The following is an 18,277-nucleotide window of genomic DNA, read 5'->3' on the forward strand; positions in this document are numbered from 1 at the left end:
AAACATTGGTAGACTTTGGAAGACTGATTACGGCAATGGTGACTCCCTTTACTGATCAGGACGAGATCGACTGGGATGCAACAGCCCGTTTAATTGATTATCTGATTGAAGAACAAAAGTCCGAATCCCTTGTTATTTGCGGAACGACCGGTGAATCGCCGACACTGACTGATGAGGAGAAGCTGGAAATGTTCCGCTTCTCCGTCAAACATGCCGCTGGCAGATGCAAAATTATCGCTGGTACAGGTAGCAACAATACCAAGCATTCGATCCATTTGACCCGCGAGGCTTCCAAGCTCGGGGTGGATGGTCTGCTGCTGGTCGTGCCGTATTACAACAAGCCGAATCAGGCAGGTTTGTATGAGCACTTCAAAGCCATTGCAGCTGCAACCGAACTGCCGATTATTGTGTACAATGTTCCGGGGCGTACGGTAACCTGTATGTCTGCGGAAACAACAATCAAACTGGCACAGATCAGCAATATTGTTGCGACGAAGGAATGTGCATCGATTGATCAAGTGACTGAGATCGCCGCTGGGGCGCCAGAAGGCTTCCGTATTTATTCCGGTGAGGATGCAACGGGCTTTGCGGCTGTAACGGTAGGTGCATACGGTATTATCAGCGTAGCGAGCCATGTCGTAGGTCAAACGATGTCCGATATGATCAATCTCTATGTGAATGGTCAGGTAGAACAAGCGGCACGTATTAATCAAAAGCTATTGCCATTGTTCAAAGGACTGTTTTCCTGCCCTGATCCGCTGCCAAACCCGTCTGCGGTCAAATATGCGCTATGTATTCGCGGCTATGGCAATGGGGATGTACGTCTACCTCTGATGCCACCATCAGATGCACAGAAGAAATTTATCGAAGCCTTGCTGTAATATCCATTACGAATCAGCTCAAGATCAGTAGACGTTGTACACAACTGGCTGAATAGCTAGTGCATAATGATGTATAACAATACACTGTATTGAAGCATTGCGGCAAAGCGTTATTAGCTGCATAATGTGAAACCAGTCTATTCTCGAAGTGTTGCAGCTTCGTATGGATAGGTATTCCCTGATTCCAATTATTTTGATAACGATTATCCAAGCACAGCCTATAAAAAGGGCTGTGCTTTTTATTTTATACGGCAGATCCGGTAAAGGGCAGTACATAAAGGGTAAGAAGAGGACGAGAGCACATGCCGAAGCAAACAGACAGACCGGCATGTAGAGGTTGAGCATAGAGAGATTATATGTAGGGATTAGATGTGGAGAAGTTCATCATACACTGAGGAGTGAATGCCCATGAAATCGCAAGCAGTACCTGTTGATTACTCATCGCCCACGTATTTGGAGAAAATGGATGCCTGCTGGCGGGCTGCCAATTATTTGTCAATTGGTCAGATTTATTTGAAGGATAATCCACTGCTGCGTAGACCATTGCAACAAAATGACTTGAAAATTCATCCGATCGGACACTGGGGAACCGTGCCGGGACAGAATTTTATTTATACGCATTTGAATCGAGTGATTAATAAATATGATCTTAACATGTTTTACATTGAGGGTCCCGGACATGGTGGTCAGGTGATGGTATCCAATGCGTATCTGGAAGGCAGTTATACGGAGATTTATCCAGAAATCACTTGTGATGAACAGGGTATGCAGCGACTGTTCCGCCAGTTTTCATTTCCCGGTGGCGTTGCTTCCCATGCTGCTCCAGAAACGCCGGGTTCCATTCATGAAGGCGGCGAATTGGGATATTCGTTATCTCATGCGGTCGGTGCCATTCTAGATCATCCCGATCTGATTGCTGCTGTTGTGATCGGCGATGGGGAAGCGGAGACGGGTCCACTCGCAGCTTCATGGTTTTCTAACCGTTTTATTAACCCAGTGACTGATGGTGCAGTGCTGCCTATTTTGCATCTAAATGGCTTCAAAATCAGCAATCCTACCATTCTGGCGCGTCAGAGTGATGAGGAGCTGCATGCTTATTTTACCGGAATGGGCTGGGAGCCGATCTTTGTTGAAGGCGATGATCCACAGCAGATGCACCCAGCGATGGCTGGAGCATTGGATCATATCATAGAGCGGATTCAGCATATTCAGCACAATGCTCGCCATAACAATGATCTTCAACGTCCGCGTTGGCCGCTGCTTATTTTCCGTAGTCCCAAAGGTTGGACAGGTCCAAAAGAGTGGGATGGCAAAGTGATCGAAGGCTCATTTCGGGCGCATCAGGTGCCAATGCCTGCGGATCAAGCGCATATGCAGTATGCTCCCGAATTAACGTCTTGGATGCAGAGCTATCGACCAGAAGAATGCTTTGATGAGCAGGGGAGATTGCGTGCAGAGCTGGCGGACATTCTGCCGAAGGGTCAAAAGCGGATGAGTATGAATCCAGTCACTAACGGCGGTCTGCTCACTAAGGATTTGAAGCTACCGTCGCTTGCAGAGCATCAGCTATCTATCACGCAGCCGGGAGTGGAGCAAGCACAGGACATGGAGGTTCTGGCGCAGTATGTTCGGGATCTGATTGTGCTGAATCGGGACGAACGTCATTTTCGTATTTTCGGACCGGATGAAACGATGTCCAATCGGTTGACGCCTGTATTTGAAGTGACAGAGCGACGCTGGATGGCACCCATTCATCCACAAACAGATGAGCATCTGGCGCATGATGGATTTGTGATTGATTCGCAGTTATCTGAGCATCAGGCGGAGGGAATGCTGGAAGGGTATCTGCTGAGTGGGCGACATGGCTTTTTTGCCAGCTATGAGTCGTTTTTGCGCATTGTTGATTCTATGATTACCCAGCATTTCAAATGGTTGCGCAAATCAAGTGTATTGGATTGGCGTGCCGATATTCCATCGCTGAATCTGATCGCCTCATCAACCGTATTTCAGCAGGATCACAACGGCTATACTCATCAAGACCCCGGTATTTTGGGACATTTGGCAGACAAGCGGCATGATCTAGTACGCGAATATTTGCCTGCGGATGCGAATACCTTACTGGCAGTATTTGAAAAGGTTGCGAATGATCGCGGTAAGATCAACCTAATCATTACGTCCAAGCATCCACGTCTGCAATGGTTCACGCCGACAGAGGCAGCGGAGCTGGTGGAGCGAGGGATGAGCATCGTTCCATGGGCAAGTACAGCAGCACCGAATGAAGAGCCGGATCTTGTCATTGCTGCTGCGGGTACGGAACCCATGACCGAAGCGTTGGCGGCGGTTTCGATTCTGCATGAGTATTTGCCAGATCTGAACATCCGTTTTGTGAGCGTGGTCGATCTGCTGCGTTTGCGCATTCAGGACCGCGATCCGCGCGGCTTGTCAGAGCAGGACTGCATATCTTATTTTACAGGGAATAAGCCGGTACTGTTTGCTTTTCACGGGTATGAGGGATTGATTCGCGACCTGTTCTTCGATCATCCGAACCGCAACATTCATATTCATGGGTATAGAGAAAATGGCGATATTACAACGCCATTTGATATGAGAGTGCGGAATGAGCTGGATCGCTTCAGTTTGGTCAAGGCGGCGTTACGTAGCTTGCCAGAGCATGATGACCACAACACATTCATTACGAGCATGGACGAGATGCTGAAGAAGCATAATGAGTATATACGCTCCGAAGGCACCGACCTACCAGAAGTAGAGCAGTGGCGCTGGTCTGGCTTAACATGACGAGGTATCTCTCAGCAGAGCGAACGCCTAGCTACCAACAGAACGAAGGTAGGGCTATCCATCTATTGAGAAATTAAATACCTGCAAACAAAGTGGATAAGCGGGATAGAAAGTGAGCGTTTAGAATTACGGAGAGTTTCAAGAGACAGAGAAAATAGGAATTGTTTTGCACAAGCTCATGTGATATACCATAGACCATGCACAAGGTTGTCTTTTCCTTAAAACTACAGATGATGATCATATCCTTGCTCACTCATACGCGGATACAAGCAAACGTATCCAGCAGCAGTCACTGCTTATGCCAGTCACTGTTTATAAGGACAGATGCTTCAAACGTATATTACAAGGGAACAGCACGACCTTGTGTTTTATTGTGTTATCGTCTGTCGGGATTTACTGCGTGTTGGTATATCAGGTTTAACAGGGAAGCAATTCGGGTACTAAGCATTGATGTGCTACGAACAAGATCGGATGCAAGGCATAACAATCTATCAAACCCCATAAGCACGAATATACTACATTCACCAGCGTGAATATTTATACATATAATTGCAAAATGAGCACAGTTTTATCCGTTATCACCTGAAGCGTGTGCTGCACAACAGGTGATGAATAGCCTTCCTACATAACCGGTTTTCCTTGCTATGAAAGGGGTTTATTGCTTATGTTACCGCGGGTTTCAAACATGACTTGTGTTTTTGTTTTTTTATCATGTATAATATTCTCAAGTGACTGGGTGCGGTATAAAAAAGTAATAAAAGTTTGCGAATAGAATTCTTTGTCAGGCAGAGTGTTCGTGACATTCGTAAACGATGCAAGAATATGAAATTTCCGGATGGTGGTTTCTTGCATACTTTAACTGGTACAGGACCGGTTTGTATTGTTATAGCCAACATTTGCAGTTGATTTTGTAAATTATTACCATGCTATTGTAGAACACAAATTCTTTTTGTTTATAAATATTAAAACGGCGTCCAACATTATAGGAGGTATAGTTCCATTGTCCAAAAAAAACACAAATAACGAAAAACTGACGATCTTTGCTTTGGGCGGCGTCGGTGAAATTGGTAAAAACATGTATGTCATCCAATACGGAAATGACATTGTCGTAGTAGACTCAGGACTCAAATTCCCTGAGGAAGATATGCTGGGGATCGATATGGTCATTCCAGATATTTCCTACCTGACAGAAAATCGCGATAAAGTACGCGGTATTCTGCTGACACACGGCCATGAAGACCACATCGGCGGCCTGCCATACGTTCTGAAACATCTCAATGTACCGGTATACGGTACTCGCCTGACTATGGGTCTGGTAGAGAATAAACTGAAAGAAGCCAATCTGCTTGGCGAAACAAAACGAATCATCATTCATGAAGATTCCGAAGTGAAACTGGGTAACACCATCACAGCCACCTTCTTCCGAACCAATCACAGTATTCCAGATTCCGTGGGTGTCTGCCTGGCTACACCGGAAGGCAACGTTGTTCATACAGGTGACTTCAAATTTGACCATACACCGGTTAATAATGAATTTGCTAATCTGCAACGTATGGCTGAGATCGGTGCCAAAGGCGTACTGGCACTGTTGTCTGACAGTACAAACGCTGACCGCCCAGGCTACACACCTTCTGAGAAAACCGTTGGCATCGTGATGGAAGACATCTTCCGCAAAGCGACGCAACGTGTAGTCGTAGCGACATTTGCATCCAACGTTCACCGCATTCAGCAAGTTGTAAATGCTGCTGCTGCAACCGGTCGCAAAATTACCGTTATCGGTCGCAGTATGGTTAACGTAGTAGGAATTGCTAGCGATCTCGGTTATCTGGATATTCCAGATGGCATGCTGATCGAACCAGAAGAAGTAAACAAAATGTCCGCTGACCGTGTCGTTATCCTGTCGACAGGTAGCCAAGGCGAGCCAATGTCCGCCTTAACGCGCATGGCACGCTCTACACACCGTAAGGTGGATATCCTGCCAGGTGATAGTGTAATTATCGCGGCAACGCCGGTACCGGGTAACGAGAAATATATCGGTCGTACGATCGACGAATTGTTCCGTCTCGGCGCTAACGTATACTACAGTGGTGCAAACCCTGGCGTACACGTTTCCGGTCACGGTTCGCAAGAAGAGCTGAAACTGATGCTGAACCTGATGAAACCTAAATATTTCATCCCGATTCACGGTGAATACCGGATGCAGCGTAGACATGCGATGCTGGGTGAAGCAACAGGCGTAGATCCGAACAACATCTTTATCGTAGACATCGGTGACACAGTTGAGATCGTTAACGGTGCTGCACGCAAAGCCGGTAAAGTCACTTCCGGTAACGTGCTGATCGATGGTCTGGGTGTCGGCGATGTAGGTAACATCGTACTGCGCGATCGCAAATTGCTGTCTCAAGACGGTATCATGGTCGTAGTCGTAACCCTGAGCAAACAAAATGGCCAGATCGTATCCGGTCCGGACATCATCTCCCGTGGTTTTGTCTATGTGCGCGAATCCGAAGGTCTGCTGGATGAAGCAAACCGCATCGTAACAAGCACATTGCAACGTCTGATGAGTGAGAACGTTAACGAGTGGGCTTCCCTGAAAACTAGCGTCAAAGACGCGCTCGGACGTTTCCTGTACGAACAGACACGCCGCAGACCGATGATCCTGCCGATCATTATGGAAGTGTAAGCACATGTCATTGTGCTTTTTGAATAAAAAGTAAGGGCAACCAGTCGCCCCTGCTTCTCCGCATGGTATATTGGACGGTCCCATGCGGGGAGCAGGGGTTTTGTCGTTTCAAAACGCAAACAAATGTACGGCATCTGCGGTTGGAGTATGCTATAATAACACATCGGAGGTGGTAACAGGTGGCTAAGCCGAAAACAGCCCAGAAGCCCAGAACGACAACCAAAACAACCCGGAAGTCCGCGCCATCTGCTGCGCGGAAACCGGCGCAAAGTGCCAAGCGCAAATCGTCTACTGGACGTAAGCGCAAAAGCAATAAGGCACCTGCTTTGAGTATATTAAAATATGAAATTTACGGGATTATCCTGATTACCTTATCGGTTATTGCATTGTCCAGACAGGCTGCTGTTGGACATTTTCTGTATTACATAACTGCGTTTATTTTAGGCAAAGTGTACTTTGTTCTGCCGCTGGTAGGAATGTACATTGGTCTGATGACAATGCTTCGTCAACGCTGGAATCATGGCTGGAACAGTCGCATGAGCGGGCTTGTATTGCTTGTCTTTACAATGACATTAGGAAGTGTGATGCTTCATGTACCGGCAGAACAGCTCAGCTCCTTGCCAGCACGACAGGAGGCAGGTGGTTATATCGGCGCTGTACAGACATGGATGCTAACGATGCTATTCGGTGTCATCGGTACAAAGCTAATTGCCGGAGTCATGTTGATGATCAGTCTGATGCTCATTACGCAAAAGTCTGTGGTGGAAGTTGCTGATTACGGACGCAATATCCTTTCCGGCGCAGGTGCGGCTGTCGGACGACAATGGCAGTCTTCGCGTGAAGCGGTAGCAGAGCGTCGTCGGGAACGTGAATTGGAACTGGCGGAAGCTGAGGAACTTGCTGCACAGGAGCCAGAGACGTATGAGGAAGAGTACGAAGAGGGGCAGGCACGTCAAGGCTTGCTTGGCTGGTTACGCAAGTCTCGTGCCAATCAGGAGGAAGAGGAGACAGAAGCCGAAGAAACGGTATATGCAGCTCTGCCAGAGCGCTCAACGACCCCGTCGCGCCGTCGTTCCAAATCCAAAACGAGTCTCCCTGCGGAAGATTCCGTGGTGGCTTCAACAAGCGCGCAGCCTCGTTCTATGTATATTGCGGATGAAGACGATCTGTGGGATAATGCGCCAGCGACAGGTACACTTGCAGCGAAGGCTGGAGATACTGTAGGTTCAGCTGAGGCTGTGGCTGCTTATACTGAAGGTGTTGAGCGCGATGCTGTACCAGATCGCACACCGATTATTCGAGATTTCTTTGAACAGATTCGTTCGGAGCGCTCAGATCAGCCAGAGCGTGAATACGGGGAGTCGGATGAGGTTAGTTCTACTGATTCCATTCATGATTATCCGTTAGTCGACAGTTATTCTGAGCATACAGATCAAGATCAGATTCCTTCTGATGTTATAAGTGATTCTATATCATCTGAATCGGCTCATTTGGCATCTAATCTTGAAGGGGCTGTAGAATCTGCACAGAATGATGCCAATATCGCATCTTCTTCTGATGCAAGTGCAGCGGCTGAAGGCGATCAGCAAGCAGCTACGCCGCCTCCACCGCCGCCTAAGCCGTATCGATTGCCACCATACAGTCTGCTTGCGAAACCGAAAGTAAGCAGTAATGCAGCTGATCAGAATGACTATATGGTAATCGCACGTAAGCTGGAAACGACACTAGAGAGCTTTGGCGTTCGTGCGAAAGTGCTGGAAGTCGTACGAGGTCCAGCGGTAACACGATATGAAATTCAACCAGATGTCGGTGTCAAAGTTAGCCGCATTGTGGGCTTGACCGATGATATTGCGTTAGCACTTGCTGCCAAGGATATTCGAATGGAAGCCCCGATTCCCGGTAAATCAGCGATCGGTATTGAGGTGCCGAACAATGAAGTGGCAATGGTTACAATGCGCGAAGTCATGGAAACGCAGATTTTCAATGATTCCGAAGCCAAGCTGTCTATCGCCTTTGGTCGGGATATTGCGGGACAGACGATTATCGGCAATCTGGCAAAAATGCCCCATCTGCTCGTAGCTGGTGCGACCGGTTCAGGTAAATCGGTCTGTATCAATGGTATCATCACCAGTATTCTGTACAAAGCCAAACCAGACGAAGTCAAATTCCTAATGGTCGATCCGAAAATGGTCGAATTGAATATTTATAATGGAATTCCTCATTTGCTTGCTCCCGTTGTGACCGATCCACGCCGCGCTTCGCTGGCATTGAAAAAGATCGTGGTCGAGATGGAAAAGCGGTACGATCTATTTTCCAAATCGGGTACACGCAATATGGAAGGCTACAATAATCTGATGAAAGACAATCCAGATGCGATTCTGCCTTATATCGTCGTCATTGTCGATGAGTTGGCGGATCTGATGATGGTTGCGGCAGGAGATGTAGAGGATGCGATTGCACGCTTGGCACAAATGGCGCGTGCTGCTGGTATTCACCTTATCATTGCGACCCAGCGTCCGTCCGTCGATGTAATTACCGGCGTAATCAAAGCGAATATTCCATCCCGTATCGCCTTTGGTGTATCATCTCAGATTGATTCCCGTACCATTCTTGATATGGGCGGCGCGGAAAAGCTGCTCGGCCGCGGCGATATGCTGTTTATGCCGATGGGCGCATCCAAGCCTGTGCGTGTACAGGGTGCTTTTATGTCTGATCAGGAAGTTGAGACGATTGTCGACTACTGCCGCAGTCAAGGCGAAGCCCAGTACAATGAGGATATTGTACCGGAAATCGACGATTCGGCTGCTGCTATGGATGAGCAAAAAGACGAGCTGTTTGATCAGGCGGTCCAAATTGTTGTCGAAGCCAAGCAAGCATCGGTTTCGCTATTGCAGCGCCGGATGCGAGTAGGGTATACACGTGCGGCACGGCTGATCGATTCGCTGGAGGCGCATGGTATTGTTGGTCCTTACGAAGGTAGTAAGCCACGCGAGGTGCTGGTTTCGCCAGAGCAGTATCACCAGATCGGCACAGGTAGTTAAGCTGGATATTACTTGCGCATAGTCATACGTATAGAAAAACGTATATAAAGCTATAAAATCAAGAAAAAAGCGGATCAGCTCGTATAGGCTGATCCGCTTTTTATTTGATCATTTGTAGTTCGTGTTATCCAAGCATTCTATTATGCAAACACCCTGTCTATCACCGTATCAACGATTAGTTGTAACGTTTCAGGATGCTGGATTTGTTATTGCTATCATAAACAAAGCCGTAGATCGTTTTGCCAAGGTTGTTGTAAGCTGCATCAATATCAGCAGCAATACTGCTCAGCAGGCTTGTTGTTTGATAGTCAGTGAGTGAATTCCAGTCGCTTTTGTTTGCATACACGCGGAACACGATGGACTCGTCGTTATCGTTGCTCAGCTCAATGCTCAGCTTGATATTGCGGTACGTACCATAGTTCGTGTTCAGATCTTTCTGCACGTTAGACAGATCGATATTAGCACTCAGTACGACGCTATCGCTATTGTTGACAGTGAAGCCAACCAGTTTCGTAGAGTTTTTGTTATATACCGTACCACTTACGCTAGCATCTTTGAAAGTGCTGTTGTTCAGAATGTCATCGACAACATCCTGCAACAGGTTTTTGCGGTTCGTCGTGGACAGATCGTTCCAGTTGGATTCATTTACACGAATCGTTACTTTAACCGAAGATTTGGTGCCAGTCAGCTCGATCGCTGCGCCAGTACCTCTGTAGTCGCCATAACTGTTATTCAGTGTGCGCTGCAATTTGGTCAATTCGGTGCTGACATTGGTACTGCTGTTGGAGTTGCTGTCAGCCAATTGATTTTTCAAGCTGGTGATCTGGGAATTCAGATCGGTTACTTGTGCTTGCAGTTGCGTAATCGTTGAATCTTTGGTAGAGCTTTGGGTTGTGGCATTGTTCAGCTGCAATTGCAGACTTTGAATTTGCGCATTCAATGAATCAACCGTCGATTGTGGAACTTGAGCAGTGGTGTCGACGATCGTTACACTTTTATCTGCATTGTTCCATGTTACCTTTTTGCCTACAGCATCGCCAAGGACACGCAGCGGTACATACGTTGTACCGTTGATCATAAATGGCTCTTGATTGGCAGCTACAGTCACCTGCTGGTTGTTGTACAGCACTTTGATATTGGCATACACCGCTTTGAGTTGCTTGGTTGCATCCGAAGCGTATGTACTGTTGGCAAAAATAGTTCCAGACAAAGCCAGAGCGGACACGGCAGTGATGATTACAGGTTTTTTATTCAGTTTCATGTTCGTTCATCAGACTCCTTTTTAATAAATTTGGATAGCGGACGACCCGTCTGATTATCCTATGTATTTAGACGTGTCCCGAGCAGAAATGTTTCGCTTCATTTTCCCGCGGGTACCAATTTTGTGATAATGAAGACCTAATTGGCCCCGGAGATTCGATTCTAACATAAAACCTTCGCGGAAAAAAATCAGCTTTGTCATCAGTATCATAATGTCATGATTGTGAATATGGATATTTACGACCAAAGAAGCAGTCAAATGAACCTTTGCTGTATTTTCATGCTGTTACATTGCTTGTGCGGATTCGAATGTTATACAATGATACGTAAAGCATCTTTGATATCCATGTATGTCCATGTACATGATTCGATATACACAAATTGATCTGGATAAAGGAGTTTTGACATTGAACAGTACTGGTTTTGAGCACGGCGAAATCAATGGAATCCGCGTGCACGTCCTGCCGACGACACGTTTTAAAACATTCGCGATCTCTCTGTATTTGGGAGTACCGCTCGCTGAAGATACCGTTACACCGACCGCACTTATTCCTTTTATCTTGCGCCGGGGCAGTGAAACGTACCCGGAAACAACCCAATTTCGTGAAGCGCTGGAAGATATGTATGGCGCTGGTTTCGGTATTGATGTATACAAAAAGGGCGATTACCAGTTGGTGCAGCTACGTATGGATACGATCAATGATTCCTTTGTTAGCAGCAATGAGCCATTGCTGGCGCGTAGTTTGACCTTTATCGGAGATACACTGACCCGTCCAGCTTTGGAAAACGGTGTCTTCCGTAACAAATATGTACAGGCAGAACGCGAAAATGTTCGCAAACGTCTGGAATCGGTCATTGACGATAAAATCCGCTATGCAGCAGAGCGCTGTATTCAGGAAATGTGCAAAGACGAACCGTATCGTTTGAATCCATTGGGTCGTCTGGATGCTCTGGATGAATGGGATAGCAAAGGGCTGCACGATTGGTATCGTCAGTGGTTAGCTTCCTGCAATCTTGATCTGTATGTCGTGGGTGATACATCGCTGAGTGAAGTGATCGAATTGGTAGGACGTACCTTCCATATTCATCGCACAGACGAAACCGCTGTGTACACACCAGCCATTCCACGTCCGGCTGTAGCCGAAGTTCGGCAGATTACGGAACGGATGGAGGTAAGTCAGGGCAAGCTGAATATGGGACTTCGCACGCCGATAACCTATAGCGACGAGCGCTATGCCTCGGCATTAGTGGCAAATGGTGTTCTAGGAGGCTTCCCGCATTCCAAGCTGTTTATGAATGTACGTGAAAAAGAAAGCCTCGCCTACTATGTTGCTTCGCGCTTTGATCCGTACAAAGGGATTACGACAATCCAATCGGGGATCGAGCTGGAAAACTTCAACAAAGCACTCGATATTATCCGTCAGCAATTGTCGATATTGCAGGATGGACAAATTACCGAATCTGAGATCGCACAGACCAAAGCGCTTCTGCGTAATGATTTCTTAGAATCGCGTGATTCAGCATATCAGATGATCGGACATGATTTTAACGGACGATTTTCCGATAAAGAGCGTCCAGTAGAGGAGTTGCTAGAACAAATCGAAGCTGTAACAGCGGACGAAATTCAAGCAGCAGCACAAGTGCTTGAACTGGACACCATCTATTTCCTGACTGCGCAAAAGGAGGCTTAATTTATGGAAAGCATACGTTACGATGAATTGCAGGAAACGTTATATCATGAAAAGCTGAATAATGGACTGGAAATATATGTGCTGCCAAAAGAAGGCTTTCAAAAAACCTATGCCACCTATGCAACGCGTTATGGCTCGGTAGACAACCATTTTCAAGTAGAAGGTGAGAATGAAGTAAAAGTACCGGACGGCATTGCTCATTTTCTGGAACACAAAATGTTTGAAGAACCAGATGGGGTAGACGTATTTTCCAAATTTTCTGCCAAAGGTGCATCAGCGAACGCCTTTACCAGCTTTGACCAGACAGTGTATCTGTTCTCGGCAACCGAGCAGATTGAAGATAATGTGGAGACACTGTTAAATTATGTGCAGAATCCATATTTTACTGAGGAAAATGTAAACAAGGAAAAAGGCATCATCGGTCAGGAAATCCAGATGTATAGCGATAATCCAGACTGGCGTGTATACTTCGGACTGATCGAAGCGATGTATCAGAAAAATCCGGTGCGTATCGATATCGCAGGTACGATTGAGTCGATCAGCGAAATTACAAAGGATACCCTATATACGTGCTATAACACTTTTTATCATCCGTCTAATATGATGCTGTTCGTTGTAGGTGGAGTGAATCCAGAAGCAATCATTGAGCAGGTACGCCGCAATCAGGATGCCAAAAACATTCAGCCGCAGGGACCGATCAGCCGTTACTTTGAAACGGAACCTCATGCTGTCGGTGAAACTTGGCATGAAGTGAAGCTGCCCGTATCCCAACCGAAGTTCCTGATGGGCTTTAAAGAGACCGAAATCGGTTTTGGCGGTGAAGAATTGCAGCGTCGTAATCTGACAACCAAGCTGGCGTTGGATCTGCTGCTTGGCACAAGTACGACCTTGTATCAAAAGCTGTACGATGAAGATCTGATTTCGGATGATTTTGGATATGATTATAGCAATACAGCGGAATATGCGTATTCGATGATTGGCGGCGATACGAAGGACCCTGAATTGCTCGTGAAGCGTTTAAAAGAAGAGATCAATGCCATTGTGCAAACAGGCTTTAGCCAAGATGCGTTTGACCGTGCGATTCGTAAGCGGATCGGTAATTATCTGCGTGCGCTGAATTCGCCGGAAAGTATTGCGCATGAGTTTACGCGCAGTCGTTTCAAAAATAGTGATTTCTTTGCTGTATTGCCTGTATACGAATCGCTTACATTGGAAGAAGTCAATCAGCGTCTGCGTGATCATATTAATTGGGACCAACTGGCTGTATCGGTCGTTGTTAATCCATGAGCTCACCCATTCAGGGCGGCAGCAAGCCGTTTGCAGAGATGAATGTATTGATTACTGGCGGCAGTCGCGGAATCGGCGCCGCCATTGCTCGGCGATTTGCGATGGCAGGTATGAATGTGATTATTCATTATCGTCAGTCGCATGAGCAGGCGAATGAAGTGGCTCGTGCTTGCCTCGATTATGGGGTACGCGTATTAACGGTGTCGGCGGATTTGCGAGATGTGGAGCAGATTCGTCGTATGCACGACAAGCTGGAGCAGCATGGACTAGAACCGGATATCTTAGTCAATAATGCGGGCATGTCACATTACGGCATGCTGGCAGATTTGACGGAGAGTGATTTTGACGATATCATGGCAACCAATCTGAAAGCTGTCTTTTTCTGCTCGCAGGTGTTTATGCCGTATATGATTCGGCAGCAATATGGACGAATAATTAACGTATCCAGCGTATGGGGCATGACCGGTGCTTCATGTGAAGTGCTATATTCTGCAAGTAAAGGTGGAGTGAATGCTTTTACCAAAGCCCTTGCCAAAGAGCTGGCGCCTTCTGGTGTGACCGTTAATGCGATTGCCCCAGGTGCGGTACGTACCGAGATGATTTCCCATTTGCAGCAGGATGAGATTCGTATGCTGGAAGATGATATTCCCGCCGGACGTATTGCCGAACCGGATGAGATTGCGTCGATGGTGTACTTTTTGTCCTTGCCAGAATCTGGCTATATGACGGGACAGGTGGTTAGTCCGAACGGCGGCTGGGTAACGTAACGGAGAGCTGCTTCATGTTCATTCCTTCAAACAGAAGCTTCGGTACCTCGGTGTACAGTGAAGCTTCTATTCATTGTAGTCAGTGAATGATACACAGTGTTGTATTGCGAGTAAGGCATGTGCAGAGGCAAGCGGATCGTCATTGCCAACCATAATGATCCGGTTAAAAAGTTGTTTTCTTTCGCTTCTTGCCTTTCTATATCATTTTATATATCATTAACATGTTAAAGACGTGAAGTTCGCAGCAGGCTGAAGTCATGTACATGATCAGCCGCTTTTTATTATATGGCTGCTAGTCAGCCCTTCATGCAGTACATTTATGATGAGTGAAATCACATATATGAAATGCCCGCGCGGATGCGTCCGCATGATAACGGGAGGAAAGGTTCGAGGTGAACGTGGAAGCAAAACAGGTGAATCCGGAAGCAAAACAATGGTATTTGGAGTACAGGATACATAAAAACCGTCCTGGCTTACTTGGGGATGTGGCGTCTCTGCTTGGTATGCTTAACGTCAATATTCGCACCATCAACGGGGTGGAAGGCAAAACGCGTGGTATGCTGCTTGAATCCGACGATGATGAGAAAATCGTACTGCTCGGCGATATGCTGGCAAAAGTGACCAACATTACGATCACGGCGCTGCGTCAACCGAAGCTAGTCGATATTCTGGCTGTACGTCATGGTCGTTATATCGAACGCGATTCTGACGACAAAAAGACATTTCGCTTTACACGCGATGAACTCGGTCTCTTGGTCGATTTTCTCGGTGAAGTGTTCAAACGCGAAGGTAATCAGATTATCGGTCTGCGCGGAATGCCGCGCGTCGGTAAAACAGAGTCGATCATTGCGGGTAGTGTATGTGCGATGAAGCGCTGGACATTTGTCTCGTCTACACTGCTGCGTCAAACTGTACGCAGTCAGTTGTCCGAAGAGGAAATGAGTCATGGCAATGTGTTTATTATCGACGGTATCGTAAGTACGATCCGATCCAATGAACGCCATTATCAGCTGCTACAGGATATTATGCAGATGCCGAGTACGAAGGTAATCGAGCATCCCGATATCTTTGTACGGGAATCGGATTATGATTATAGCGATTTCGACATTATTATCGAATTGCGCAACAATCCAGATGAAGAGATCGTCTATGATACATTCACGGAAACGTACACAGATGATATCTAACATGACCAATAAAGCTCTGTCTTTATGTGATAAAACAATCTAATCAGGAGGTAATCGTATGTCAGATCTGGGTCGCCAGTTACGGGACGCCCGCCTTGCACGGGGTTTATCGCTCGATGACGTGCAAGAAATGACCAAAATACGCAAGCGCTACTTGGAGGCCATCGAAGCGGGTGATTTCAAGGTGCTTCCCGGAAGTTTTTACGTTCGGGCTTTTATCAAAACTTATGCAGAGGCTGTCGGCATTAGCCCGGATGAGCTGCTGCAGGAACATCAGGATGTAGTGCCGGAGCCAGAACCAGAGCCAGTTATGGAACCAGTCGCTCAACCGCGTAGAGCAGCACGACGCAATGCGGCAGCAGCAGGACGCAGTGGCAAACTGCTGTCTACCATTTTGATGTGGGTATTCCCAATTTTGATCCTTGTGCTGGTATGGATTTTTGTTATTAATCAAAATTCCTCACCAAACATTAACGAAAGTGCGAGCGGTCAACAGGAGCAGCCTAACAATACATCCGGTACAACGACACCACCAGCAACAGGTGGAAACGGCGGTACTACGCAAACGCCATCCGGTGCAGGTACAGAACAAAATGGTGAATCCACAGGTACAACGGAGAATCCAGAAAGCACAGGTACAACCGAAGGAACCGATCCAGAAGCGACGAATGGCGAAACGCCGACAACGGAAACAGGTACAACGGATGCTTCGTCCACGCCAGTTGTTAGCGAAAGTGGCAAAGAAGGACGCAATACGATTTTCAACGTGAACTATACTGGTTCTGACACATTGAAAGTAAATATTGCAGCCACAGGACAAAGCTGGCTAGAAGTGTACAAATCTGCTGATTCCAGTGGGGAGCGTCTGTTCTTCAACAATACGGAAAGTGGACAAAACCTGTCTTACGATCTGACGGATTCCGGTCTGTACATCAAATCCGGTAATTCGAGAGCAACCAACATTACGATCAATGGTCAGCCGATCACAGATGGTAAAGCAACTTCTCGTATCGTACTAAAACTGGTAAAAGAAGCACCGACAACGGATGCAACTTCCGGTACAACCGATGCGACAGGTACGACCGACGGTACGTCCACATCCACGGACAGCACGGAAGGTACAACCACTGACTCGACATCCAGCAGCAACTGATAACAATCGCAAAAGGACATCCCTTATCTCCGCTGCGGCGGAACCGGATGTCCTTTTGCGAGTTCATATCCTTTCTGCAATGGATATATTCCTATACACATATGGTTAATAACCATAGACGAGTAAGAGTTGCGCATCATAGCATTATCAGAATGTACTCATCAGTATCACCGCTATCGCATTAGACTTGCACACCAATATCACCTATAATTTGACTAAAGGGGGAGACTTCTGTGGCTTCTGAAAATTCATTTGATATCGTATCCAAAATGGATATGCAGGAAATGACCAACGCAATCACTCAAACGGAAAAGGAAATTGGTAGCCGTTTTGATTTTAAAGGCAGCAAAAGTACACTGACACTGGAAAAGGAAACGCTAGTACTGGTGTCGGATGATGATTACAAATTGGGCGCGCTGATCGATGTGTTACAATCCAAAATGGTCAAACGCGGTCTGCCGATCAAAAATATCGAGTACGAAAAAGTCGAACCTGCTTCGATGGGGACAGTTCGTCAACGCCTCAAACTGAAACAGGGTATTGATCAAGAGAATGCGAAAAAAATCAATATTTTGATTCGTGATTCGAAACTAAAAGTGAAAAGCCAGATTCAGGGCGATCAAATCCGCGTCACTGGCAAAAATCGTGATGATCTGCAAGCCATTATGCAATTGCTCCGTAAAGCGGATCTGCCGCTCGATCTTCAATTTACAAACCTGAAATAACAATGGCATGTAACGGTTTTGTTACAGGGCGGATGGAGGCTGCACGTTGATGTTGATAAACAAAATACGGTCGGGCGCAGGTACATATAAGCGGCTGAACCATGGTGCTGGAATCAGCGTAGGAGGTACACTGTGAATCTGCCAAACCAAATCACGATGGCCCGCATTGCGCTTGTGCCGGTCATGATGCTGTTCTTGCTGGTGAATTTTCCTTTTGGCGAGCAGACGCTGCATATCGGCAGTTCTTTTCAGGTGAGCTACAATGATCTGATTGCGGCATTCATTTTCATTGTTGCCGCAAGTACGGATGGGATTGACGGGCATATTGCGCGTAGTCGCAATCTGGTGACCAATCTAGGTAAGCTGCTGGACCCATTGGCAGATAAGCTGCTCGTATCGGCAGCGCTGATCTCGCTTGTGTCGCTCGGTAAATGTGCAGCGTGGATGGCAATCATTATCATCTTCCGCGAATTTGCTATTACCGGTCTGCGTCAGATTGCACTGTTGGAAGGCTCTGTCGTTGCCGCAAGCAACTGGGGCAAAGCAAAAACCATCACTCAGATCGTGGCAATTATCGCGCTGATGATTAACAATTTCCCATTTGCATTCATTGGTTTTCCATTTGCCGATATCGCGATCTGGGTAGCTACATTAATTACCTTGTATTCCGGTATCGATTATTTCCTCAAAAATAAAAAATTGCTTCATTTTCACAATTCCTGATTAATGGTGAGCATAAGCTTCCAGCCGATGACAACATGGTCTGTCAACAGATCGTTGTCATCTGCACCAGGAAATGAGAAGAA

Annotated in this window: 12 protein-coding genes; 11 read left to right on the top strand and 1 reads right to left on the bottom strand. The window is 46.7% G+C overall.

Annotation, left to right across the window (positions count from 1 at the left end):
- Positions 1–5: 5 nt before the first annotated feature.
- The 4 genes from dapA to ABXR35_RS05515 all read left to right on the top strand — a co-directional run bounded on the left by dapA (position 6) and on the right by ABXR35_RS05515 (position 9,401).
- Complete coding sequence (gene dapA, locus ABXR35_RS05500) at positions 6–881, top strand: 4-hydroxy-tetrahydrodipicolinate synthase (RefSeq protein ID WP_367056564.1); 876 nt, start codon at positions 6–8, stop codon at positions 879–881.
- A gap of 408 nt (positions 882–1,289) precedes the next feature.
- Positions 1,290–3,677 carry a phosphoketolase family protein gene (locus ABXR35_RS05505; RefSeq protein WP_367056567.1) on the top strand — a complete coding sequence of 796 codons (2,388 nt, stop codon included), beginning with the start codon at positions 1,290–1,292 and terminating at the stop codon, positions 3,675–3,677.
- A 1,000-nt stretch (positions 3,678–4,677) separates the two neighbouring features.
- Entirely contained in the window at positions 4,678–6,360 is a 1,683-nt protein-coding gene (locus ABXR35_RS05510; protein WP_367056570.1) for a ribonuclease J, read from the top strand.
- A gap of 179 nt (positions 6,361–6,539) precedes the next feature.
- Positions 6,540–9,401 carry an FtsK/SpoIIIE family DNA translocase gene (locus ABXR35_RS05515; RefSeq protein WP_367056573.1) on the top strand — a complete coding sequence of 954 codons (2,862 nt, stop codon included), beginning with the start codon at positions 6,540–6,542 and terminating at the stop codon, positions 9,399–9,401.
- A 175-nt stretch (positions 9,402–9,576) separates the two neighbouring features.
- Here the strand turns inward: ABXR35_RS05515 and ABXR35_RS05520 are convergent, their stop codons facing one another.
- Positions 9,577–10,662, bottom strand: coding sequence for a stalk domain-containing protein (locus tag ABXR35_RS05520; RefSeq protein WP_367056576.1), 1,086 nt, complete (start codon positions 10,660–10,662; stop codon positions 9,577–9,579).
- A 406-nt stretch (positions 10,663–11,068) separates the two neighbouring features.
- Here ABXR35_RS05520 and yfmF point away from each other — a divergent pair, with 406 nt between their 5' ends.
- The 7 genes from yfmF (at position 11,069) to pgsA (ending at position 18,194) form a co-directional block, all read left to right on the top strand.
- Positions 11,069–12,352, top strand: a complete 1,284-nt coding sequence (yfmF, locus tag ABXR35_RS05525) for an EF-P 5-aminopentanol modification-associated protein YfmF (RefSeq protein WP_367056579.1) — start codon at positions 11,069–11,071, stop codon at positions 12,350–12,352.
- Between the two features lie 3 nt (positions 12,353–12,355).
- Entirely contained in the window at positions 12,356–13,639 is a 1,284-nt protein-coding gene (gene yfmH, locus ABXR35_RS05530; RefSeq protein WP_367056582.1) for an EF-P 5-aminopentanol modification-associated protein YfmH, read from the top strand.
- Positions 13,636–14,406 carry an elongation factor P 5-aminopentanone reductase gene (ymfI, locus tag ABXR35_RS05535; protein ID WP_367056585.1) on the top strand — a complete coding sequence of 257 codons (771 nt, stop codon included), beginning with the start codon at positions 13,636–13,638 and terminating at the stop codon, positions 14,404–14,406. The genes yfmH and ymfI overlap by 4 nt, the downstream gene beginning before the upstream one ends.
- Before the next feature lie 413 nt (positions 14,407–14,819).
- Positions 14,820–15,593: a DUF3388 domain-containing protein gene (locus tag ABXR35_RS05540; protein ID WP_367061196.1), complete on the top strand. Its 774-nt coding sequence runs from the start codon at positions 14,820–14,822 to the stop codon at positions 15,591–15,593.
- 58 nt (positions 15,594–15,651) lie between these two features.
- Positions 15,652–16,746, top strand: a complete 1,095-nt coding sequence (locus tag ABXR35_RS05545) for a helix-turn-helix domain-containing protein (protein WP_367056588.1) — start codon at positions 15,652–15,654, stop codon at positions 16,744–16,746.
- Positions 16,747–16,979: 233 nt separating this feature from the next.
- Positions 16,980–17,471, top strand: coding sequence for a YajQ family cyclic di-GMP-binding protein (locus tag ABXR35_RS05550; RefSeq protein WP_367056591.1), 492 nt, complete (start codon positions 16,980–16,982; stop codon positions 17,469–17,471).
- 132 nt (positions 17,472–17,603) lie between these two features.
- A complete protein-coding gene (gene pgsA / locus ABXR35_RS05555; RefSeq protein WP_367056594.1) occupies positions 17,604–18,194 on the top strand; it encodes a CDP-diacylglycerol--glycerol-3-phosphate 3-phosphatidyltransferase in 591 nt (196 codons plus the stop codon).
- Positions 18,195–18,277: the final 83 nt, after the last annotated feature.

This window comes from Paenibacillus sp. JQZ6Y-1, from assembly GCF_040719145.1.
Classification (GTDB): Bacteria; Bacillota; Bacilli; order Paenibacillales; family Paenibacillaceae; genus Saccharibacillus; species Saccharibacillus kandeliae.